Annotated in this window: 19 protein-coding genes; 11 read left to right on the forward strand and 8 right to left on the reverse strand. The window is 40.0% G+C overall.

The window, feature by feature from the left end:
• Positions 1-2: 2 nt before the first annotated feature.
• From MSSIT_RS20015 to MSSIT_RS20030, 4 genes are all read right to left on the reverse strand, one after another.
• A complete protein-coding gene (locus MSSIT_RS20015) occupies positions 3-1,145 on the reverse strand; it encodes a DUF354 domain-containing protein (RefSeq protein ID WP_231590107.1) in 1,143 nt (380 codons plus the stop codon).
• 178 nt (positions 1,146-1,323) lie between these two features.
• Positions 1,324-1,521: a hypothetical protein gene (locus tag MSSIT_RS20020; RefSeq protein WP_048174226.1), complete on the reverse strand. Its 198-nt coding sequence runs from the start codon at positions 1,519-1,521 to the stop codon at positions 1,324-1,326.
• A gap of 22 nt (positions 1,522-1,543) precedes the next feature.
• Entirely contained in the window at positions 1,544-3,136 is a 1,593-nt protein-coding gene (locus tag MSSIT_RS20025) for a glycosyltransferase family 2 protein (RefSeq protein WP_052721738.1), read from the reverse strand.
• A 92-nt stretch (positions 3,137-3,228) separates the two neighbouring features.
• Positions 3,229-4,200, reverse strand: a complete 972-nt coding sequence (locus tag MSSIT_RS20030; protein WP_048174227.1) for a glycosyltransferase family 2 protein — start codon at positions 4,198-4,200, stop codon at positions 3,229-3,231.
• A 741-nt stretch (positions 4,201-4,941) separates the two neighbouring features.
• Here MSSIT_RS20030 and MSSIT_RS20035 point away from each other — a divergent pair.
• Positions 4,942-5,829, forward strand: a complete 888-nt coding sequence (locus MSSIT_RS20035; RefSeq protein WP_048174228.1) for a DUF1616 domain-containing protein — start codon at positions 4,942-4,944, stop codon at positions 5,827-5,829.
• 535 nt (positions 5,830-6,364) lie between these two features.
• The gene (locus tag MSSIT_RS20040) at positions 6,365-7,579 is read left to right on the forward strand and encodes a CPBP family intramembrane glutamic endopeptidase (protein WP_231590115.1); all 1,215 of its coding nucleotides are present in this window, start codon (positions 6,365-6,367) and stop codon (positions 7,577-7,579) included.
• A gap of 236 nt (positions 7,580-7,815) precedes the next feature.
• Here MSSIT_RS20040 and MSSIT_RS25430 read toward each other — a convergent pair whose 3' ends face one another.
• Positions 7,816-7,944, reverse strand: a complete 129-nt coding sequence (locus MSSIT_RS25430; protein WP_261788941.1) for a hypothetical protein — start codon at positions 7,942-7,944, stop codon at positions 7,816-7,818.
• 734 nt (positions 7,945-8,678) lie between these two features.
• The gene (locus tag MSSIT_RS20045) at positions 8,679-8,957 is read right to left on the reverse strand and encodes a hypothetical protein (protein ID WP_048174229.1); all 279 of its coding nucleotides are present in this window, start codon (positions 8,955-8,957) and stop codon (positions 8,679-8,681) included.
• A 609-nt stretch (positions 8,958-9,566) separates the two neighbouring features.
• Between MSSIT_RS20045 and MSSIT_RS20050 the strand changes: the two genes are divergently transcribed.
• Both MSSIT_RS20050 and MSSIT_RS20055 read left to right on the forward strand, forming a co-directional pair.
• Positions 9,567-10,475, forward strand: coding sequence for a hypothetical protein (locus MSSIT_RS20050; RefSeq protein WP_231590128.1), 909 nt, complete (start codon positions 9,567-9,569; stop codon positions 10,473-10,475).
• Positions 10,476-10,558: 83 nt separating this feature from the next.
• Positions 10,559-12,400 carry a TIGR04279 domain-containing protein gene (locus MSSIT_RS20055; RefSeq protein ID WP_231590131.1) on the forward strand — a complete coding sequence of 614 codons (1,842 nt, stop codon included), beginning with the start codon at positions 10,559-10,561 and terminating at the stop codon, positions 12,398-12,400.
• Positions 12,401-12,512: 112 nt separating this feature from the next.
• Here MSSIT_RS20055 and MSSIT_RS20060 read toward each other — a convergent pair whose 3' ends face one another.
• The gene (locus MSSIT_RS20060; RefSeq protein ID WP_048175145.1) at positions 12,513-13,409 is read right to left on the reverse strand and encodes an NAD-dependent epimerase/dehydratase family protein; all 897 of its coding nucleotides are present in this window, start codon (positions 13,407-13,409) and stop codon (positions 12,513-12,515) included.
• 523 nt (positions 13,410-13,932) lie between these two features.
• Here MSSIT_RS20060 and MSSIT_RS20065 point away from each other — a divergent pair.
• From MSSIT_RS20065 to dapB, 7 genes are all read left to right on the forward strand, one after another.
• Positions 13,933-14,820 (forward strand): DUF1616 domain-containing protein, encoded by an 888-nt coding sequence (locus tag MSSIT_RS20065; RefSeq protein WP_048174230.1) that lies wholly within the window; start codon positions 13,933-13,935, stop codon positions 14,818-14,820.
• A gap of 1 nt (position 14,821) precedes the next feature.
• A complete protein-coding gene (locus tag MSSIT_RS20070) occupies positions 14,822-15,697 on the forward strand; it encodes a CPBP family intramembrane glutamic endopeptidase (protein WP_048174231.1) in 876 nt (291 codons plus the stop codon).
• An 807-nt stretch (positions 15,698-16,504) separates the two neighbouring features.
• A complete protein-coding gene (locus MSSIT_RS20075; RefSeq protein ID WP_048175147.1) occupies positions 16,505-17,269 on the forward strand; it encodes a heparan-alpha-glucosaminide N-acetyltransferase in 765 nt (254 codons plus the stop codon).
• A 356-nt stretch (positions 17,270-17,625) separates the two neighbouring features.
• Positions 17,626-17,967 (forward strand): hypothetical protein, encoded by a 342-nt coding sequence (locus tag MSSIT_RS20080; protein WP_048174232.1) that lies wholly within the window; start codon positions 17,626-17,628, stop codon positions 17,965-17,967.
• A gap of 352 nt (positions 17,968-18,319) precedes the next feature.
• The gene (locus tag MSSIT_RS20085; protein WP_048174233.1) at positions 18,320-18,514 is read left to right on the forward strand and encodes a 30S ribosomal protein S17e; all 195 of its coding nucleotides are present in this window, start codon (positions 18,320-18,322) and stop codon (positions 18,512-18,514) included.
• Positions 18,515-18,571: 57 nt separating this feature from the next.
• Positions 18,572-19,447: a 4-hydroxy-tetrahydrodipicolinate synthase gene (gene dapA / locus MSSIT_RS20090; protein WP_048174234.1), complete on the forward strand. Its 876-nt coding sequence runs from the start codon at positions 18,572-18,574 to the stop codon at positions 19,445-19,447.
• Entirely contained in the window at positions 19,444-20,235 is a 792-nt protein-coding gene (gene dapB / locus MSSIT_RS20095; RefSeq protein WP_048174235.1) for a 4-hydroxy-tetrahydrodipicolinate reductase, read from the forward strand. Before dapA ends, dapB begins: the two co-directional genes overlap by 4 nt.
• An 804-nt stretch (positions 20,236-21,039) precedes the next feature.
• Here dapB and MSSIT_RS20105 read toward each other — a convergent pair.
• Positions 21,040-21,771: a hypothetical protein gene (locus tag MSSIT_RS20105; protein ID WP_048174236.1), complete on the reverse strand. Its 732-nt coding sequence runs from the start codon at positions 21,769-21,771 to the stop codon at positions 21,040-21,042.
• Positions 21,772-21,868 lie beyond the last annotated feature (97 nt).

A 21,868-nucleotide genomic window follows, 5' to 3' on the forward strand; every position in this document is an offset into this window, starting at 1 on the left:
GACTAGCTCACCACTTTAAACTGAAGTTGAAAATTTGGATTTTCTTTCATAATGGGAAAACTATCCGGGTAATTTTCAGTGAACCATGTAATGAAGCCAGTAACGTCAATTTTATCCCTTAATAATTGTTCTTTTTTATCAACCCATTTTTCTTTTAGCCCGGATGTATGGAGTAACTCAATTGCTTTTTCCAAAGCTTTTTTAGGATCACGATAATTAAAAATTAGTCCATATTTATTCTCAAGTTCTTTGAAATTTGACATATCGTTTTCGCCAACGAATGAATTGCACCTTATAGCTGGAGTACCGAGAATCGCAGCTTCAGTTGTCATTGTTTGACTATCACCAAAAAACACCTGAGAATAAAAAAGTAAATCATGAATTTTCTCCGGCGATGCCGAAATCCGGTATTTTTCCAGATCATCCGGCAATGGCTTCTCCGAAGTAATGAGCACTCTTCCGTGTTTTTCGATTTCGTGAACAGCTTTTCTCTTATCTTCTAAACTCAAGCCCCTGTGTCCAACGTCGTGATTGGCACCCCAGGATACAAACCTTAAAATTACATATTTATCACTTTCTTTTATCCCAAAAGATTCTAAAACTGAGGGGTCAGGAGTAAAATAATTTGGATGAAGATATGCTAATTCATGATAGCCGTCATATCTAACCTGTTTTTTTCCAAGATCTTTTTTGTAAAGAGAAGGAGTACATATTGCATTAGCAAATGGATATGTTATTTTATGACTGAACGTAGTAATCTCCGAATCATCCAGCAAAATAGCTTTTTTTCTAAGAATCCAAGATACATGCGCTACACATGGATTTGACATTCCCATTAGAATATCTGGGTTGAACTTACTTGCAATTTTCAGGATTTCATAATCTCTATTTATCCATTCAAGTATCAAATCAACTTTACTGCTTCCTATTTCACCCACCGAAATATACTCAAAATTATATGCCTTGAGTAAATCTATCGTAACTTCCTTATTTCGAGCTGTGACCAAAACACTATGTCCTCTTTTATTAAGTCCCCATATTACATTCTTAAAAAGATGGACATGTGCCGGATGCCCCATATCAATCATTATTCTCAAAATTATCATCCCAAAATATATAATAATATTAAATAGTGCAATTTTCATAAGAACTTAATTTAAATAGAATAGTTTTTGAACTGATCCCAAAACTCAAAAATTGATTCTTTAAATCTCGTATTTTGAATAATCAACGTAGCTTTCAATCATGAAATCTTTCTGAAAACTCTTAGTCGTTAAAAACAAAATTGTTTTTGGGATAAGCGCATTATTTAAGTACATTTTTCTAAATATCCACATGTTTTATGTCAGGAATGTAAGATAGTCTATCATTCATAAGATTTGTGCATTTTTTTATTGCATCAAAACCTATTGTTTGAAATTTTTTTGAAAAAGCGAGTGCAAGAAGCAACCCTACATAACCCAATCCTAGAACTCCTACACATGTGGAATTAATGTTTATTGATTCTAATAAATATTTCATAATACACCACCATATAAAGATATCAAAAACTACGATTAATTTTCTTGCGAATGTCCGACTGCATATCAAAAAACATTGCAAAAAACAACAACTGTGCACCCATCAAAGTCATAAATACGCCTAGCAATGGATAGTTTTGAGAAACCGGATTGTGCATCAACTTTTGTACAAGAATCCAGAAATCAAAAATAAGTCCTGCAGGCAGAAGTGCCATGCTGGCAACATAGAAAAACACAAGCGGATGGAAACTTAAAAGTACATACTTGGTCTTCAGCCTCCATAAGAAACCATTGAAAAGCATGGGAGCGACTTTCATTATGTATCTACGATAATTTATAGAGGATTTTTCGTTTTTATAGCGGGCAGGGATTACAACATCTGTTACTCTCATGCCGTATGCGTTGAGCTTTATCAGGATATCATTTACGTAACCGTAATAGGTATATACGGAATCAAGGTCTATTGTTTCCAGTGCTTTTCGAGATGCAGCAGCATAACCGTTCTGGGGATCCATTAAATCCCAGTAGCCGCTTCCTATTTTAGTTAGCAGTGAGAGTAAAGTGTTTCCAAAGAACCTCCAGGCGCTCATGCCTTCCCGGGCTTCTCGGGTTATAAGCCTGTTTCCTTTAGTGTAATCGGCTTTGCCTTCTATTATGGGCATTAAAAGACGAGGCATCTGGGACGGATCCATCTGGTTGTCGCCATCCATTACAACGACTATGTCCATTTTGTCTGCCAGAGCCATTTTATATCCGTCAATTACCGACTTTCCGGCACCCATATTCACTTCATGCCTTAAGGAAACAACTCTGGAATCCTTCAGGCTTTTAACCACTTCAGGAGTCCGGTCAGAACTGCAGTCGTCTACTATATAGATACGGCTCACATACTCCGGAATCCCTTTAATTGTTTCACCTAACAAAACTTCTTCGTTGTATGCTGGCACTACAACTCCAATTTTGTACATTTTAAATAGACTGAATGTGTGCTCTTCTTCGAGGTTTAGATGTTTTGCCTTAAGATTATTGTTTTCGGCGAAAGAGAGAATAGTACCTACAGAAGAAATGTAAATATTGGGGGAACTTAATAATATATCAAAGCATTTTTTAGAAAAAACAAAGAATCCTACAGGCCCACTTTCCATCTGTTTTTTGTTTAAAAAAGATACATTCTCTTGTAGCCGATTTGATTTGCTAAAACAGGTGCCAATTACCATATCAAAATCATCTTTTTGAATAGGTTCAAGCATTTTAGGAATTAACTTTGGTTCATGGCAAATACTGATGTCCATGAACAAGAAGGCTTCAGAATCTGTAGCATGTTCAATACCTATTTGAATTGGAAAATCAAACCCTTTATGCTTGGTGTTTCGGATTATCTCTGCACCCGCAAGTTTAGCTACATCGACTGTATTATCGGAACTTGCATTGTCGACTACAACTACTCTATCAGCAAATTTCTTTGCCTGAAGAACAACACTGCCGATGGAAACTTCCTCATTATAGGCAGGGAGGACAACGGTTATGTTTCGAAGAGATGGAACTCTCACATTTGGATTTTCCTCTTTTTTTGTGATTGGTTGGACGCTCTTGCCTATAATCAGTTCATTATTCATTCGAATAACCCCGTATTATAGATTTAAGTTTGAATGAAATTAAAGGGAATTTGGGAGAGGCAAATCAAGTTATCGTTTAGAGAATCGAGTAATCAAGCTGGCTTGGTTTGTCTGGTCGTTTCCGCCATCGAATGCACTATTATTCCCCTGAGGGTCATGTATGCACCTGCAAGGGCAAAGAAGACCATAAGGAAGGTGTGTCCTAAGTTGAGGCTTGCACTTCCAAGAAAAAGAGCTTCAAGAAACTTGAACCCCATATAAAAGCCGCATGTTGCAAGGGCAAAACCCGGTACCGAGTAAAAGTACAAAGGCCTGTTTGCTTCCACATCCTCAACCACGGTTTTCAGGACTCCGACGAAGTACTTTATCGGGTTTCGGACCATGCTTTCAGAGTCATTGAAGGTCCCTATATCGACTTCAGTCATGCGGAACCCTGACCTCCCTGCATCTGCAAGCATTTCGTTTTCTATGGATGTTTTTTTGCCGCTGAAGCGAAAAGTGTTTTTTGTTGAGGCTGCAAAGGCTCGGAAGCCGCTCTGAGTGTCAGTTATTTTGAGGTTAAAGTTCCTTTTTGCAGTTGTGTCCTGCAGAGTCCGGCCGACACGACAGTAGATAGGAACATTTTTGCCCGTATAATTAAGGTAACGGCTGCCGTTTACCATTTCAGCATTTCCTTCAAGAATGGGAGAAATGAGTTTAGGGATATTGGCAGGGTTATGCCGGCCGCCCGAGTCCATTGTAACAATAATGTCGGCGCCGAGGTTGGCTGTAGCTGTAAAGCCGGTTTTGAGAGCTTCGGCTTTCCCTCTATTGATTTCGTGAGCAACTACTTCAGCTCCAGCTGTCCTGGTGACCTCAGCTGTCCTGTCAGTACTGCCGTCGTTAACAACGATTACATTGTCTGCATAGAGTTTGGTGAAAAGGACAAGGCTCCCGATTAAAACTTCTTCATTATAAGCTGGAAGAATAACGGTTATATTTTGAGAAGATGCCCCCCTGGAACGTGGGTTCTCTTTATGGACCTGGTACTGGGTACTGTTGCCCACAATCAGTTCGTTACTCATTTTTATAACCTCTTTGAAATTTAAACTATGATGTAGAAACATAGAGGCTCAGAAGCCAGTCAGTAACACTGGAGCATGACTGTTTGAACCCTTAACATCTTTCAATTTTTTAGATAGACGTGTGGGGTTCGAATATATAAATTTATTGATAGACATACTAAAATAGAATAATAAAAGAACAATAATAATAGCGGTGGAGCTTTAGTTCGACAAATATAACATTATATTATTGAAATAATGGCCTGCAAAAACATATGAAATAAGAGAGTAAAAAATATGAACAATCAAAAATAAAAAAATGATCCCTAGAAAAAAAACAATATCATGAGGGCAGAAAATTTCCACACTTAAGTACCGCAGGCTTCTCCAGAGCCTCAGAAATTCATTTCAATTAGACTTAAACTTTTGAATAAAATTGAACATAATATCCTACTTGCCGCACCTGCAGAAGAAAGAAAAAAGATTAATGGATAGATTTAGAAAATATAAATCGAACCTGATTTTCAGGAACAACAGAGAATATGCATTAAAAAATTAAATAGGTTTAATCGAAAAATATACACGTAAACAAGTAATAGAACTTCCTGGTTAAGCAAAAATGATTAAGTAAAAGTTGCTGAGAAATAGTGAATAAAATGAAAAAGAGCGAAAGAATAAAATGTATGAGAAGAAAATATTTACTCTCTTGAAAGAAACTGAATAAATATAATAATTTTTTAAGTTATACTTCGGATGACCTGAATGACCGGAAAAAAAGTTCCTTCAGACCTTTCAACCGTAATCGGGCTTGTGATCCTTACCGATCTCTTTGTGCTCATGCCCGGATTAAGTGAAACTGTGTTTCGCAATATACTCGGCCTGCCTCTTGTTCTTTTCCTTCCAGGGTACGCCCTTATTGCCGCACTCTTTCCTTCAAAGTCCGACCTTGATGGGATCGAAAGGACAGCACTTTCCTTTGGGCTAAGCATTGCAGTCGTGCCCCTGATCGGCCTCGGGCTCAACTATACACCCTGGGGAATAAAGCTTCTGCCAATTTTGATAAGCCTATCAGTGTTCACTTTCGCAATGTGCGGGTTTGCTTACCTGAGGCGGGAAAAACTTCCCGAGGCTGAGGCATTTGAAGTACCCTTCAGGGAAATAGCACTCTCGCTTAAAACCGAAATACTGGAAAAACCGGAACCTGGACTCGACAAGGCCCTTACAATCATTCTGGTCTTTTCTATCCTCCTATCAGTTACAACTCTTGTATATGTTGTGATAACCCCGAAGGAAGGCGAACACTTCACAGAGTTCTATATTCTCGGCCCTGAAGGGATGGCTGACAGCTACCCGACAAACTACACACTTGGAGAAAACGGAAAAGTAATTATTGGGATAGTAAATCACGAATACAGACCAGTAAATTATACAATGGAAGTAAGGCTTGAAAACAGATCCCTACCTCTGCCGGAAGATATGCAACAGATCACACTTGCCCATAATGAAACCTGGGAAGAACCTCTGGCGCTGACTCCCCCAGTAGAGGGAAAAAATATGAAACTTGAGTTCCTACTATTCAACGAGACCGATAAAAACACATCCTACAGGGACCTACACCTCTGGATAAATGTAAACTCAACAGAGAACTGATGAAACTCCCGGAGACTGCAAAAGAGCGATTGATGAAGCCAGAGCATTATGTTCAGACCATCCCTTAAAGTTGAATATCGGATTTTAAGCTTGATTTGTCTTTATTCAGGGATTAACGTTAAAAAACCCAATTATCCTTACAGAACTCCCTCCTTATAAAATTCCTTGAATTTTGCCTCACAACAGCTTGGAAAGTAGAAAACTCATTCGGAAAGCCCAATCCTGCTGCTATGGACTTGTAAACTTTTTTGCCTATGGATTTTAGTATCTGACCCAAACAGGAGGTAAGCGAATAGTGACTAAAAGTTCGCTATTTCAATATAAAGAATTTCATGTCAAAGTATGCCAGTTAGAACTCAGACTATCGACAAAATTTTATACGATATTTACAATAAGAGATTGTATAGATATAAGAGCTGCATGATATTCTTGAAGTATTATAACAAGAAACCAGTAAAAAACAAGTAAAAAACGTTTAATAAGATGTCCGCAAATAGATCAGAACCCGTCTCGATTTAAAAGAGGAGCAATTCCTGTGCAAAAAATAATTAATTCTCCCAAAAAGCAAAAAGAGCTGAATTTTCTGATTATTGTTTCAGTTCTGATTCTGGCTTTACTGGTAATTTCTCCAGAAGCCACCGCAAATAGCAACCCGGAGTTCTCCGGTTCACCAGAGATGGGATCCGTTTCAGAGCAGGTAGATACCAAAAATCAGGAAGAAACAGGCGATTCAGAAGATATTTTAACTTCATATGAAAAACCCGAGACCCTTCAGAAAATCAGCCAATATATAAACATGATCTACACAGCGGGAGGAATAGGAGCAGTAGCTCTGTTCCTTCTTGCGTATTTGCGTACGACTTCGGGAGATTCGGGACTTGCAAAAAATCCAGTGGGAAACTCACTGAGATACCTCAATCCGCTTAAAATCCTGAAAACCGAGGGATCAGAAAAGACAGATCAGGAAAAATTAGAAGCCAGAAAACTCAGGTTTCTTACCGCAGTCCCTGTCCTGAGCATAACCCTTGCGGAACTTCTTATCTTTTCAGGGAGGATGGGAGCGGCGGTCTGGATACACATATGCACTTTGATTGCTCTTTCTCTTTCCAACATAGTATTAAAAGACCCGGAAATACACAAAATTTATCAGGCATTTATGCTTCTACCGATACTAAGGTTGATAAACCTGTCAATGCCCATCTTTTATGACACCACTCTTTATACCTTCATATTCATCTACGGTCCTCTAGCAATTCCTGTTGTAGTCATTGTACTTCACCAGCGTGATTCCCTTGAACAGATGGGAATTACCCTGAAGCACGTAGTACCCTACATGTTTCTCTCAGTCCCTCTTGGATTTGTAATTGGATTAGGCGAGTATCTTACCATAAAGACAGGTTACCTGATCCCTGATCTCACTTTTACAAATATGTTTAAGCTTATAATTGTAATGGTTTTTTTCGTGGGGCTTATAGAAGAACTGATCTTCAGGTCAATCCTGCAGACAAGGCTTAAAAACGCACTCGGTATGTGGGAGGCCCTGTTGATTACAAGTTTCATGTTCGGACTCATGCACTCAGGGTACGGCACTATTCAGGAAATTCTCTATACAGGTTTCGTGGGATTTATCATGGGCCTTGCCTTTTATAAAACAAAAAGCCTGCCTTTTATTGCTGTACTCCACGGTTTTGTCAACGTTTTCCTTTTCGGGATTCTTCCTCACCAGCTAAGCCTCTGGCCTGGTTTTTGAACTCCTAATGAGAGAAATTAGATAAACTCTTTTTTAGAAAAATATTCCCAGGCAATAGGCACTCCAGACTTTTTTATTTGTCCCTTTGAAAAAAGCCTCTGAAAAACCTTAAATGATTAAATAATCTCAGCAACCTTGAAAAAGACAATTACTATAAAACTCAAAAGTAAGTGAACAATTGCCAGATTAAAAGAGCTGTTAAGAAATTTATTCCAACATTCAGATACGGAAAGAACTTATTTTGGAGAAAAGAGAACAATAAACCCGACAACTACAGATACACCATACTGAGGAAGCCCGAGACCTGTAATCATGGAAACCGAACTTGAGGAGATTGCACTAGATGAAATTATACTTAACAACATAAAGACATCCCTGTAAACATAAAAGTATGTAATCCATGTACAAAAGAATCACTGGTAGAATAATAAACTATTAGCATAAGGTTAGACTATTGGCACAATAAGAAATCTAGGGATGTATTTTGAGTTTTGGGATCAGCTTGATATAAAACACATGATAAACATCATGAGAGGGAAAGGAATTAATTTAAGAAACAAAAATTTCACAAAAACCGGCGTCAAAAAACTAGATCAGAAAACTAGATCAGAAAAAAATTGACATAAGAATAGACAGTAAAGATTTGCAAAAGCGCCCAGGTATATGAAAATAATCATTAAAATATATCTATCGTAAGCAGATTTCTATTCAAACCCCTTCCATTTTCAATCTTCCTTGCTTTTATTATTTTTCACTATTTATACTTTCCTCAAGTCGTTTTACTCTGGCTATTCTTATATTGCTTCCTTTTCCTACTTTTTCATATATGTGGAATATTCACGTATTTCAATATTCCAGATGTTCCGGATTTCTAACTTTAATTCAGAATACATAAAAATTCAGACACCTACTGCTCTGTCTTACTTAAAATACCAAGACAAAAAATTTTAGAATGCCGAAGAGAATACTCTAGAAAGAAATAAGATTTAAATCTCAACTAAAATACTGAAAAAAGTAACTATAAAAGAAAATATAGTGCAAAAATGCACTAAAAAATCTAACAATGAAAAAAGAGGCAATGATTCCGGAATCCCGGAATTTAGATAACCTCTGCAACCTTAAAAATAACTATTGCAGCAAAACTGAAGAGCATAGGCATGATTGCCAGATTAAAGGAACTGTTAAGTGATCTGTTCCAGTGTTCGGATGCTGAAAGTACTTCCTTTAAAGATAGCAAGACGATCAGCCCTACAACTACCGCGGCACCATATTGAGGAAGTCCGGGACTCGTAACCATAGAAATTGCACTTGAAGAAATCGCACTTGAAGAAATCGCACTTGAAGAAATCGCACTCGATGAAATTATGCTCAATAGCACAAGATACCTCCCATAAATAATTAATTTGTTTTAACCCATTATTTTCTAAAGTTATTCGTATACAAAGACTACATACTATAAAAAAGTTTCTTGAAATATTAAATTGTTGAGAGACAGTATTGATCTGATAATTATACAGAATTACATATGAAAATTTCACATATTTAGGGAAATAATGAAAAAATCAACATCTATCTAAGGAACATAGTATTAGATAAAAGTTAAAAAAGTTAAGAATAATTATAAGATCACTAGAAAAAATCGGGAAAAGAATATAAACATTAAATAACATTACTAAGACATTTAATAAAAAAGAATGGGGAAGTTAAAATAAAAAATGCGCAGACTTTTTACGTTAAAAAGTTGTGAAAGTAGGCAGCACTAAGATATCCCATTAAAAAATAAACCGATGAGAAAAAATTTAGTGCCAATTTGCAGAAATTTGAGGCAACTATCAATAAAAATTTATATGATGCTTACAGTAGAGATTATAAAATAGCTGGCTTCAGCATTATTGTAAATATATAATATTGCAAAACACATTAAGAAATTTGAGTTATTACATACTAAAAATAATGATTAAATCCTTGTTTGAAAGGAGCAGTTCCCGTGAAAAAATCCATTCACCTCCATAAAAGGCAAAAAAGACATGCCTTTATGATCACTTCCTTTTCAGTTTTAATTCTGATCCTACTAACAATTTCACCTGCCGCTGCAGCGGTTAGTAGCTGGGAGTTATCCCCTGAAAAACCTGTTGTTGGAGATACCCTTCGAATTAAAGGGAGCGCCTCTCCGGAAGAGGAAATAGAAGTAAAAGTCACTTTTGAAAAGAAAGTTTCGGTATCCGGAGGGGAGTACGAGTATATTCTCGAAGGTGTGAAGATCCCAGAAGGATTTGATAACCGTTTTACAGTCCAGGCTACCGGAGCCAGAGACCTCAATGTTAGAGTAAAAATACTAATCTGGATAACAAAGAGCTCGGAGGCTTCCGGGAACACTGCAACTGTAACGCAGTCAAATGTCCCTCCGGGAACCTACCAGATAAAGATGGATGGAAACGCCAAAAGTGGAACCTCGACTGTAAACCTGAAAATCACCGCGGTCCAGCAGATAAAAGCGGATTCGAGCGGAGACTTCAGTTACTCCTACAATACAAAAGCCGTTCCTGCCGGGAACTTTGAAATAATTGTGGGAGGCATCACGAAAAAGGCAACTCTTCAGGAAAAGGAGACCTCGGCTATGACATCAGATTATTCTTCAGAGGAAACAGAGTCTGAAACAGAGTCTATTACGGAGCAGACACCTTCAGAAACTCCTGAAGAAACAGAGGATATAGAGAAAACTGGAATTGTTTCAAGTCCAGAACAGACCCCTAAAGAAGTAACCGGTGGAGAAGTTCAGGAGCCCGAACCTGTTGAAAAAGCAGGACTACCTGTGGATACAACCTACATTCTTGGAGGGATGGGAGCGGCATTTTTAATACTTACTATTTATTTTAAAAGAAATGAAAAAAAATAAATTTCACCCAGATAGCATGCGAACAATTTGCTACCTGAAAATAAGGAAACAAACAGATATGGGGAAAAATGGAGGAATATAAATTGAGAAAAAGTCTATTGATGCTTATACTGACGATATTCATTTTGACCTCTTCGCCAGTGATGGCATGGGGTGTAAGCCCTATTGGCAATTTGAATTTTACCGATAAAGTGGTTTACTTCCTGGATCACACTAGCAACCCGGTAGAAGGAAACTGGATCACACTGGGGCACCCATTTGAGGGCAACAGGATCCAACTCCCTCAACCGATAAAACTCACATATGAAGGCACGAATCAGGTAACCTATGACGGGATTTCCGGGAGCTTAAATAAGGAAGAAGGAGAAAGTTATACGATAACATATCCCTCAATTCCTACCTATACCACACATCCCGTTTACCTACCTGATGAAAAGGTGATAATGTCTTTCTTCGGGGAGACAGGGCTTGGGGGAGAAAACGTAGACATATACCTGATCAAGGTGACCTCGGACAGTGCATACGGGCTTCTTGATGCTTTGCAGGCAGGAGATGTCGGAAATTTAAACGCCATTTTTCAGGACACCGTTGATGGAAACTATGAAAAGTATTCTGCTGAATTGGGACCTGGAGGTGATTTATTAGAGTATGATCTTGGATGCCTTGATGCAGGCCAGTATCTCATAGTCGTGGTTAAGCAAAATGACGACGAAAGCCTGACAGTCCTTTCTTCTACAGCTTTTTTGGTTACGGAATACGAACTGTGCATTTCATCTCCTTCGTATATTGTAAAAGGGAATGACCTGGACATAAGCATGACACTGAAAGGGGCTTCCGATGAAGATGACTGCACCTACGGAGCTGTACTCATAAGGGAACAGGCATACAAAGCAAACATAGATATTAACTCCGATGGCACAAAAGACGGAACTTCAGTAATAATAAACGATCTGGATGTTATTGATGAATTTGGCATAAACTCATCAAACTACAGGTCAAAGTTGACCAAAAACGAACTGCAGACAGAAATTCAGACACTTATAGGAGAAGGAAAGGGTGCCATAGCAATAGGGGAAACCGGCCAGAATAACCTATCACTTACCGCTTTTGACTTACCGGTAGGCTCTTACTACCTTTTCGTTGGTGCATATAGCCCGGGAAAGGGACTGGTAGGGCTTTCCCAGGCAGATATATATATTAAATCAAAAGGAAGTTCACATACAAATAAAGAAGAAATCAAACTCAACATAAATATCAAAATAAAGGAGATCTGCCAGAATTATGTTTCATATGGCAGAAGGACAAAGTTTGATTTCGAAAATGGAGATACCCCTATCAGATATGTGGAGTTTGACCCCAAAAAGACTGCGGGAAAGGTAACAACTGTTGTTGAGGAACTGAATGAGAGATCTTCACTTGCTTCCACTGATCCTGAGGGAGAAATCTACAAACACGTCAATATCGAGGTAGATGATGAAGATTTTGCAAATTCGAAGAAAATCGAAAACGCCGTTGTGGGCTTCAAGGTAGTTAAGGGATGGATAAATGAAAACAATATTAACAGAGATACAATAACCCTTCAGCACTTAAATAGAAACCAGTGGGACACCCTTAATACGGAAAAAATAGGTGAAGATGATGAGTACATTTATTTAGAAGCTGAAACTCCGGGATTTTCCCCATTTGCAATTACAGCCAGCAAGAATATCCTTGAGGCGGGATCAGCAGGAGAATCCACTTCAGGTGGAGAACAACAGGGAGACTCAGAATCAGTTATGGGATCTGAGATGCCTTCTAAAGAAAACTGGAACTCCGTATTAAAAATTGCCAGTTTCTTTATAGGTTTCCTTGTAATCATTGCGATAGGGACACTTATAAAGAAAAAAGCAGACTCGAACAACGAAGGAAAAGATTCTGAAAAGTAAAAAAGAACAGGAGATGTGATTTCTCCTGTTTATATTCCTTTTTGAAGAAATTGTCTGTACTTAAAAAGATGTTATTTTTCAGGAATTAATGTCCTTTCAGATATCCTTAGACTTAAATCAGGCTATTTAATCCCTTTTCCAGTTCGATTTCGCCTTTCCACCAACCGGAAATTTTAGAGACATCTGCCCTGGAATCCCGGACGTCTCCTGCTCTTGATTCGGCATGAACAATCTGGCTTGAGGAGCCGGTCAGTTCAATAATATTCTCGGCAAGTTCAAGGACTGTTACACTTTTTCCCATAGCTACATTGAAGAACTGGCCATCCCCTTGTTCGAGGGCTGCTGCGTTTGCTCTTACAACATCTTTTACATGAACGAAGTCTCTGCTCTGAAGTCCGTCACCATAAATGACAAGGTCTTTTCCAGCCATTGCTCTCTCCAAAAAAATAGGGATCACAGCGGCGTACGGGGATTTGGGATCCTGACGTGGACCATAGACATTAAAGTAGCGAAGGCAGGTAGTCCGAAGCCCGTGTTCTTCATAAAACATTCTTGCCAGATATTCTCCGTCAAGCTTGGAGATTGCATAAGGCGAAGCAGGTTCAGGATACATAGCCTCCCTTTTAGGAAGCGCAGGGTTATTTCCATAAACTGCCGCGGAGGATGCGGTCACGAATTTTTCGACTCCTGCCCTGACGCATGCCTGCAATACATTAAGTGTTCCAAGAGTATTTATCCGGAAAGCCTCAACTGGTTTTTCACAGCTAAGAGGCACTGATACTAGAGCAGCTTCATGAAAAACGTAATCCATTCCTGTGACAGTTTTTTCGACAAGAGAGAAATCACATATATCCCCCTGAACGAATTCGACATTTCTGTGCTGAGGGACATTTCGTGAAAAACCCGTAGTGAGATTATCAAGTATTCTCACACTATGTCCTGCTTCTGCGAAATACTCAGCTATATGGGAGCCTATGAAACCTGCTCCTCCTGTAATCAGCACTTTCATGTTCCAAAAAAGGAAAAGGTACAAAATAAAATTTTCCATACAAGCCTGAAACTTCCAGATTTTAGAAAAAATAACAAAAGATAGAAGAAATAATTTTCATCGGGTGGAAGTCCTTTAGAAGGAAAAAATATTTCTTCGAAAGAAGCCTATGAGTACAGGGGAATTAAAAAAAATTGGGGAATTTAGGTCTTCATAAAATAAACCAGCTGGCCGGTAGAGTACAGTTAGTCACACAGCCTGAAGTGAACGGATAATTTCCAGGAAACAGATTAGGATAAGTAGCTTACTTCCCGGTTTACCAGGGCAATTTACTCAGTCAATTATTCCTTTTCATTATCTTATGGTAGCAATGCCAGAGGAAATGCTGGTTAGAAAAATGAGACAATGCATTGCATGCATAAAATAAAAGAGAGTATATGCATAATGTGACATGAAATGAATGATTTATAAAAGCCTGATAGAAAGCCCACATAAGTATAAATTGTAGAAAGATAATGTACTAAATATTTTCGCAGTGATAAAAATGGCTGGAAACAGACAATTACCTCTGGATCTGCTACTTGTGGTAGGTCTTGTACTCCTTACTGATATTTTCGTGCTTGTGCCCGTACTGAGCGAAAGCTTTCTGCGCACAATCCTTGGAATTCTCCTGGTTCTCTTCTTACCCGGATACGCCCTGACAGGAGCTCTTCTTCCTGCAAAAAAAGACCTTGAGGGAATTGAGAGGGCTTTGCTTTCCCTCGGGTTAAGCATTGCAGTAGTCCCACTAATGGGACTTGGAATGAATTACACCGACTGGGGGATCAGGGAAGTGCCTGTGCTCATAGGACTTTCGATTTTCACTCTTCTCATTTGCGGGGTAGCATACTACAGAAGGCTCCAGTTACCTGAAGCCGAAGCCTTTGAAGTCCCTTTCAAAGCTTCGATCCTTGCCCTGAAGGCAGATCTTCTGGAAGAGCAAAGATCCGGAACCGATAGAGCACTTTCAATCTTACTGGTAATCTTGGTTCTGACCTCCCTCGGCAGCCTCGCTTATGTCATAGGGAATCCCAGGGAAGGAGAATCATTCACCGAATTCTACATCCTGGGGCCGGAGGGAATGGCTGAGAACTACCCCACAAACTACACACTTGGAGACAGTGGTACGGTTGTGGTAGGAATTACAAACCATGAGCACAGAACAGTAAACTATACAATGGAACTGAGGCTTGAAAACCGTTCCCTGCCTCTTCCGGAAAACCAGAAAGATATCAGCCTTGAAGATAATGTATCCTGGAAAGAGCCAATCACTTTTACTCCACCTATTGAGGGAAAGAACATGAAACTGGAATTTCTGCTTTTTAATGATACTGAGAAAAACATACCTTACAGGAATGTGCATCTCTGGATCAATGTTACAAAGGAGGCCTGAAGTGGCACCTCCGGAATATCCACCCTCAGAGCTGGAAGCAGGAAAGATCTCTTTGCCGGAGCTTGGGAAAATGTTAGAAATAAAAACCGAGGAAAAAAATGTCTTTTTAAAAAAGATATTTTCCGTAGGAGCTCCTATTATTGCTATCGCTTTTGCCGAACTGTTAATTTTTAGCGGAAGGATAAAAGAAGCAGCAATGACCTATACTTTGCTCCTCATAATCCTTTCGCTTTCAATAATAGTCTCAAAAAAACTGGAAATACGCAAAATATATCAGGCACTTATACTCCTGCCCATACTTCGTATGGTAAACCTTTCAATGCCAATCTTCTTTGAATCCAGCCTTTACACTTTCGTATTCATATATGTACCCATGACCATTCCAGCAACTATAATATCCGTCCATCAGAAAATCCCAAGGGAGAGTAAAGGAGATTTACTCAAGAAAATGAAAATTTACCTGCCCTTTTCCATCCTTACAGGCCTTATTTTTGCAGAATTAGAAAATTTATTCATTCAGACCAGCCCTCTTATTCCTGATCTTTCACTCTTCAACCTGCTGAAACTCACAATTATAATGATTTTTGTAATTGGCCTTACAGAAGAATTCATCTTCAGAGGAATTATCCAGACAAGACTGGAAGAGTTCCTGGGCCCTGCAGGAAGCATCCTGCTTGCAAGCCTCTTATTCGGGCTAATGCATTCAAGCTATGGCACACCTTACGAGATGGCCTATACATTTCTTGCAGGAGGCGTACTGGGATATTTCTTTTACAGGACGAAGAGCCTCGCTCTCGTAGTAATGATCCATGGTTTTATAAACATATTTTTATTCGGGCTAATCCCCTACCTGGGACCAGGACTGGGCCTGATATAAGAACAGTTGAAAAAAGTATAAAAGAAACTGCATATTACAGAGCTCATAACTTAAATAAGTTGGATTAGATTAAAATACGGAAGAAAATCTATGAAGTCTATGATGCTCGAACCGAACAGAGGGCCATATCCCCTGTTTTGTTTACTCATTATACTAACCTTGCTTTAAGGGGTAACAACATCTCCTGCTGCTTCAAAGGTAACAGGATGAGAAATAACCTCTTTACTGTAAGAACAGAAGGGATAGAGAGCCTAAAGTGAAAATGAAAATGGTTTTCTCAAAGACCGGGAGTTCCTGAGCTGATGACGGGATAGCTATCGTGTCCTATTCCGTATTTTCTCCGGGGACATTACTTGGTTGGTCCTCAGTACCTCCGGTTTCTTCCCAGGTCTAGCCATCCGAAGAATCTGAGGACAGAAAAACTTCCGAACTGACAGCACTTGCAGGCGAAGAATCCACAGATACGGAACTAATATACAGCGGAAATGAAGAAAACGCATCATTCAGCTGACTGCAAGTTCATGGGATGAAGATACTGCTAAAGCTGCAATTGAGGGGGAAGTCCCTTCAAAAGATTCAGCAAAAAAGTCGGAAATTCAAGAGCATGAAAATAAGATATTCAGTTTCTTCTATTTGCTTACCGAAATAGTAGCAGAAGCTGGGATTTTACTGATATTCAGGAGGAAAAAGTAAGGATTGCTGCCCTTTTCATACCCCGTGTCCGCAGAATATATAAGTGTGGCTCTCTTTACAGAGAGTCAAAAGTATTAACTAATGGAATCTCAGGGTATTTTGGAGAAAGAATATATGGTAAGGCACTCAAACCGCTTCTGGGAAATTGATTGCCTGCGGGGTTTTGCCGTAATTTTAATGCTTGGATACCATTTTCTCTATGACCTCGATTTTTTTGGACTTACCGATATCGAGTTAAGGTCCGGTACTTTACTTTATATCGGGAGAGGGTCAGCTTTCCTTTTCATCCTGATTTCCGGAACCGCGCTTTCCATAAGCCGTTCAAGAGCTCTTGTCAGGGGAGACCTGGGAAATACTGAAGAAAATTTTTCAAAATACCTGAAAAGAGGGCTGAGACTTTTTTCAATGGGAATGATAATTACAGGGATAACCTGGATTTTTTTCCCGGGACAGTATATTCTCTTCGGAATCCTGCACTTTTTCGGAGTCTCGGCAGTGCTTGCATACCCTTTCCTGAAATATGGAAAAGAAAACCTGCTCTTCAGCCTGTTTTTTGTACTTATAGGGTTCTACCTTAAAAAGAGAACCTTCGAATTTTCTGCCCTGCTCTGGATGGGCTTCAGGCCCGAAGGCTTCACAACCCTTGATTATTTTCCTCTGTTCCCCTGGTTTGGGGTACTCCTTGCAGGAATTTTCCTTGGGAACTCCATTTACAAAGGCGGGAATAGGCAATTTGAAGTCCCTGAAGCCGACAAATTCTTGCTTCCGAAACTCATTTCCCGGGTTGGGGAACATTCTCTGTTCATATACTTTATCCATCAGCCTCTTTTCCTTGGGTTTTTATTTCTGAGCGGGCTCCTTGACCCAGGGATGCTGTGAGTAATAGAAAGAACCAAACCTGCTAGTATTATATATAATACAGGTACCTGGTTTTGATTATTGTCCGATGTTAAAACTGCCGGGGTGAGACTACTATCGGAAAAATTATTTACATAACAGAAAATATTTTAATATCGAATATTATCCACGTATACTATTTACATAGTTGAAATTCAAATCCAATATTTATATTCATATATTCATCCATATTGCAATCTGAGAAAACGTACTTTGATATTGATCTTTCAATAACCCCAGAAAAATTATCCACTCTATTGCCCTGTACCGGTTGAACTCCTGAGAATCAACCTGTAAGAGGTAAAAAGTGCGAAACCAAAAGGAAAATGGAGAAAAGAATGTATCTGGAAATTGCAATGCTTGCCTATTTTGTAGTCCTCTTCCTGACAATTCGGGACATCCGAATTTTCAAAAGAACTGGATATATTTCTTACAGGAAAGGTGCCCTTAAGGGACTCGCAGCATCTTCCCTGATACTAATAGGAGCAATTAGTATTGAAGCAAAACCGGAGATTGGTCTACTCATTGTTTTATTCGGGCTTACTGTAAATCGTAAAGGCACAAGAGAGCCTGTTTTCACAAGTGCAGGAACACTTGAACGGTTCCTGGGAAAAACTGATTATGTAAAAAGCAGCAGGTTAAGGAAAGATAGCGAAAAAACGAGACTTAGCAGAAAATAAAGAGAAAGAGGGCCAGAAAGAATCAAACAGAGGAGAATTAAGAGAGATAAATAGGTAAAAAAACATATACAGAAAAGGCAGAAGCATTCCCGAAAATACTTTTTCACCCCAAAACTTATAAATCTCAAGTTACCTATTAGTCGACAAAATCAGTATAGTCAAATTTTTGCACCCAGTTTCCGCTAAATCACTAACAGGAGATAGAAAAAAACCCGTATTACGGAACTGCTTCCTTCTCCTACTTCACGTTAACCGCTTCACGTTAACCAGAATTCACAGGGAAACATGGTTAGATAAACCACAAAAACTTGAATAACTGGAATAAAAAACAAAAAAAACAAGAGGAGATACGATGGGAAATATAAGAGAGACAAACATCAAAAGAACTGCATTCAGCCTGCTTGAAAACTATGGAGACGTTTTTACAAAGGACTTTGATACCAACAAAGCCCTTGTGACAAAGTATACAACCATTGAAAGCAAAATAATTCGAAACAGGGTTGCAGGCTACGTCACAAGAAAAGTTGCACGCATGAAAGTCTACTGAAACCGTTTACTGAATAGATTAAGAACTTACTTCCGGGAACAGGCAGGGGATATCTATATGTTTGAAGGAGTAATGCCCGCCCTGATCACTCCTTTTACAAAAGATGACAGGATTGACAGGGAAGGCCTACGAAAGAATATAGCATTTGTGGAAGAGGGGGGAGTTTCAGGAATCGTGCCCTGTGGCACAACCGGAGAATCGGCAACCCTTTCCGCTTTAGAGCATGAAGAAGTTATCGACATTGCAGTGGAGTGTGCAAAGGTTCCTGTAGTTGCAGGAACAGGTTCAAACAACACAGGAGAAGCCCTTCAGTTTACAAAACATGCCGCTGATGCGGGTGTTGACGGTGTACTTCTCATCTCTCCATACTACAATAAGCCTAATCCTGCAGGTCTGCTTGCGCACTTTAAGAAAATCGCAGAAGCAGTAGATATCCCTATGATTCTCTACAATGTCCCCTCCAGGACAGGGCAGGATATGCCTGTGGATGTTATCACCAAACTTGCAAAGGTAGAAAACATAATGGGAGTCAAAGAAGCCAGTGGAAACGTCGGTAAAGTATCCCAGATCCTGGAACAGACTATAGATGACGATTTTGTTGTACTTTCAGGCGAGGATGGGCTGACACTTCCGATTATTTCCGTGGGAGGTAGCGGAGTCATATCAGTCGCTGCAAATATCGTGCCTGATAAAATGTCGGGAATGGTAAATGCAGCCCTCAAAGGAGATTACGAAACTGCAAGAAAGATCCATTTCGAGATAGCACCTCTGATCCGCGCTCTTTTCCTTGAAACAAACCCGATCCCGGCCAAGAAAGCTGCAGAACTTATCGGGCTTGCAAGCGGAAACCTGAGGCTTCCCCTTGCTCCTATGAGCGATGTCAACCAGTTAAAGCTTGTAACTGAGCTCAAGAAACTGGGGGTAATGAAATGATTAGTGCAGCAGTACTCGGAGCCTGCGGCAGGATGGGCTCCTTAATTATAGAAAACATTACCTGTTCCACCGACATGCAACTTGTTGCTGCATTTGATATCGGAAACATCGGAAAGGATGCAGGCGAATTCGCCCATGTCGGCAACCTGGGAATCCAGATCTCAGATGTTAAAGATCTTGAAACAGTCCTGAAAAAAACTCAGGCTGATGTTCTAATCGACTTTACTATAGCCGGGGCAACCATTGTAAACTCCCCCATTGCCGCAGGATGCGGGGTAAACCTTATAATAGGAACTACGGGCCTGACCCCGGAACAGCGGGCAGTAATCGATGAAGCCATCCGGAAGAACAAGGTACGTGCAGTTATATCGCCAAACTATTCCGTAGGTGTTAACGTCTTTTTTAAGATAGTCAGAGAAGCTGCAAAGTATCTTTCGGACTATGACACCGAGATTATCGAAGCTCATCACAACCAGAAAAAAGACGCTCCGAGCGGGACTGCTCTTCGGGCAGCTGATGTGATCAGTGAAGCGCTTGGCGGTAAAGAATACGTATACGGAAGGGAAGGGATCGCTCCCCGCGGGAAGGAAATCGGCATCCACGCCGTGCGCGGAGGAGATATCACCGGAGACCACACAGTACTCTTTGTAGGAAACTCCGAAAGGATCGAGATCCGACACATGGCCCATTCCCGCCAGATCTTTGCCAAAGGTGCGGTCCGTGCAGCCGAATGGATCTGCAAGCAGGAGCCTGGAATCTATTCCATGGATGATGTGCTCGGGTTGTAAAGCTTAATTTGAAGAAACTGATTGTGTAAAGGCCTGTGTCTGAAATCATTCAGACCAACCTTTATTCCAGGCCTTAACCGGCCAAAAATTCCTCTTTTTCATCTGATTTTCTTGAGCTTTTCAGACTTTTTGAAAACACCACGACTTTACCTGAAGATAATTTTTACGTTAACTATAGCGAAAACTATAAATTATAAAAGATCGGAACTAGGATGGTGCTTGCTTGTGGAAGTCCAGCCCCTGAAGTCTGAAAAACACCATATCATCCCACAGCACAGACATGGACAACTGCCTGCAAGCAAGTATTCCGGTTAAAAACCGTCCTTTTCGAAAGATGCAGGGCTCCGGAAAAACAGAAGCAAAAAGATCTCATGAACCGGATGGAGCCCTGTAAAACCCCTGAAACATTTATTTTGCTGGAAATAACCTGGAAAAGACCTTAAAACCTCTCCTTAAACAGTTATTTCTCCTATGGAAAGGAGTTAACCTTCCGCATACTCAGAGTAAAGTTCTACTTCAACAGTGTTCCAGGGCTGGATATTTGTCTGGTAGGTTTCCGCGGACATGTTGTCAAGAGTGAATTTGAACGTATAATCCACAATCTCAAACCCGGGCAGGCGGAACCTGAAAAGTTTGGGATGGTAAACTTCCTCACCTGCCGAAATCTCATATGTTTTGTCGAGTACGGAATTATTTTCCAGGTCATATATCGCTACCCGGAGTTCATGAGCCCCTGCATCGTGGTTTCGGACATGGAAACAAAGTGCTCCGGATCCAGATCTTTAGTGGCCAGAGGCGTATCATTCACCAGGTAAAGCAGGACATCTTCCCCGGGTTCAAAAGAAGGTTCGTCTTCCACATATTGTAAGGTTCCCGACTGTGCCTCCCTGCACCCTCACAACAACCTCGTTTGAAGAGAGAATTCTTACGATATTCGCCCACTGAAATCACAACGTCCCTGTAAATCACATCATGCAGACCCAGATCCTCCAAGACATTTTCCGGCTGCTTCCCATCAGAAGTATGATACTCTGCAAAAAGAGTGTATTCTCCCGGGGGAAGAGCCCAGTAACTTGAATCTTGGCTTATCTTCAGGGATTCTCCGGGCTGAAGTTCCACAAGAGCTTTATTAGTTAACGGGAGCCTTTCAAGCACCCCGCATATATAAGGTACGTAAGAGCCATTTGAATCCACAAAATTAATGTCATAACTGATCTGTTCCATCAACTTCCACACATTTACGCTTTTATTCCCTGTATTTTTCAGGACAAGTTCGATGTCAAAAATTTCCCCTTCAGCTACCCGGTTTTTTGCCGGGATTACCGTTAAATTCAGCTGCCCTTCCTGGGAAACCGGCTCTCTGTCCCCGATGCAGCCCGATGCACTCACAATAAAGCATAAGATGACAATAAAGAGCAAAACCATCACATAGAAAGCTTGCTTTTCTTTTATCACGTTTACTGGATATTCAGGTTTTGAGAAAACTGTCCCTTTTCTTTCTGCATTTAGACCTTCCTCCTTTTTGCATAGATCCATTACCCATCCTCATCTGGGATATTGATACCTATTATGCCGCCTCCGATGAAATTGCCTTTAAGGGTATTGTTTTCGGAAACATTTTTCCAGATCCAAG

The organism is Methanosarcina siciliae T4/M (genome assembly GCF_000970085.1).
GTDB lineage: Archaea > Halobacteriota > Methanosarcinia > Methanosarcinales > Methanosarcinaceae > Methanosarcina > Methanosarcina siciliae.

What these genes read in the sequence shown, in the direction of transcription:
- MSSIT_RS25430 (WP_261788941.1), bottom strand. Translation starts at nt 7,944, where the DNA reads ATGTTGTTAAGTATAATTTCATCTAGTGCAATCTCCTCAAGTTCGGTT.
- MSSIT_RS20060 (WP_048175145.1), bottom strand. Translation starts at nt 13,409, where the DNA reads ATGAAAGTGCTGATTACAGGAGGAGCAGGTTTCATAGGCTCCCATATA.
- MSSIT_RS20030 (WP_048174227.1), bottom strand. Translation starts at nt 4,200, where the DNA reads ATGAGTAACGAACTGATTGTGGGCAACAGTACCCAGTACCAGGTCCAT.
- MSSIT_RS20085 (WP_048174233.1), top strand. Translation starts at nt 18,320, where the DNA reads ATGGGAAATATAAGAGAGACAAACATCAAAAGAACTGCATTCAGCCTG.
- MSSIT_RS20065 (WP_048174230.1), top strand. Translation starts at nt 13,933, where the DNA reads ATGGCTGGAAACAGACAATTACCTCTGGATCTGCTACTTGTGGTAGGT.
- MSSIT_RS20035 (WP_048174228.1), top strand. Translation starts at nt 4,942, where the DNA reads ATGACCGGAAAAAAAGTTCCTTCAGACCTTTCAACCGTAATCGGGCTT.
- dapA (WP_048174234.1), top strand. Translation starts at nt 18,572, where the DNA reads ATGTTTGAAGGAGTAATGCCCGCCCTGATCACTCCTTTTACAAAAGAT.
- MSSIT_RS20020 (WP_048174226.1), bottom strand. Translation starts at nt 1,521, where the DNA reads ATGAAATATTTATTAGAATCAATAAACATTAATTCCACATGTGTAGGA.
- MSSIT_RS20080 (WP_048174232.1), top strand. Translation starts at nt 17,626, where the DNA reads ATGTATCTGGAAATTGCAATGCTTGCCTATTTTGTAGTCCTCTTCCTG.
- MSSIT_RS20105 (WP_048174236.1), bottom strand. Translation starts at nt 21,771, where the DNA reads ATGGATCTATGCAAAAAGGAGGAAGGTCTAAATGCAGAAAGAAAAGGG.
- MSSIT_RS20075 (WP_048175147.1), top strand. Translation starts at nt 16,505, where the DNA reads ATGGTAAGGCACTCAAACCGCTTCTGGGAAATTGATTGCCTGCGGGGT.
- dapB (WP_048174235.1), top strand. Translation starts at nt 19,444, where the DNA reads ATGATTAGTGCAGCAGTACTCGGAGCCTGCGGCAGGATGGGCTCCTTA.
- MSSIT_RS20015 (WP_231590107.1), bottom strand. Translation starts at nt 1,145, where the DNA reads ATGAAAATTGCACTATTTAATATTATTATATATTTTGGGATGATAATT.
- MSSIT_RS20025 (WP_052721738.1), bottom strand. Translation starts at nt 3,136, where the DNA reads ATGAATAATGAACTGATTATAGGCAAGAGCGTCCAACCAATCACAAAA.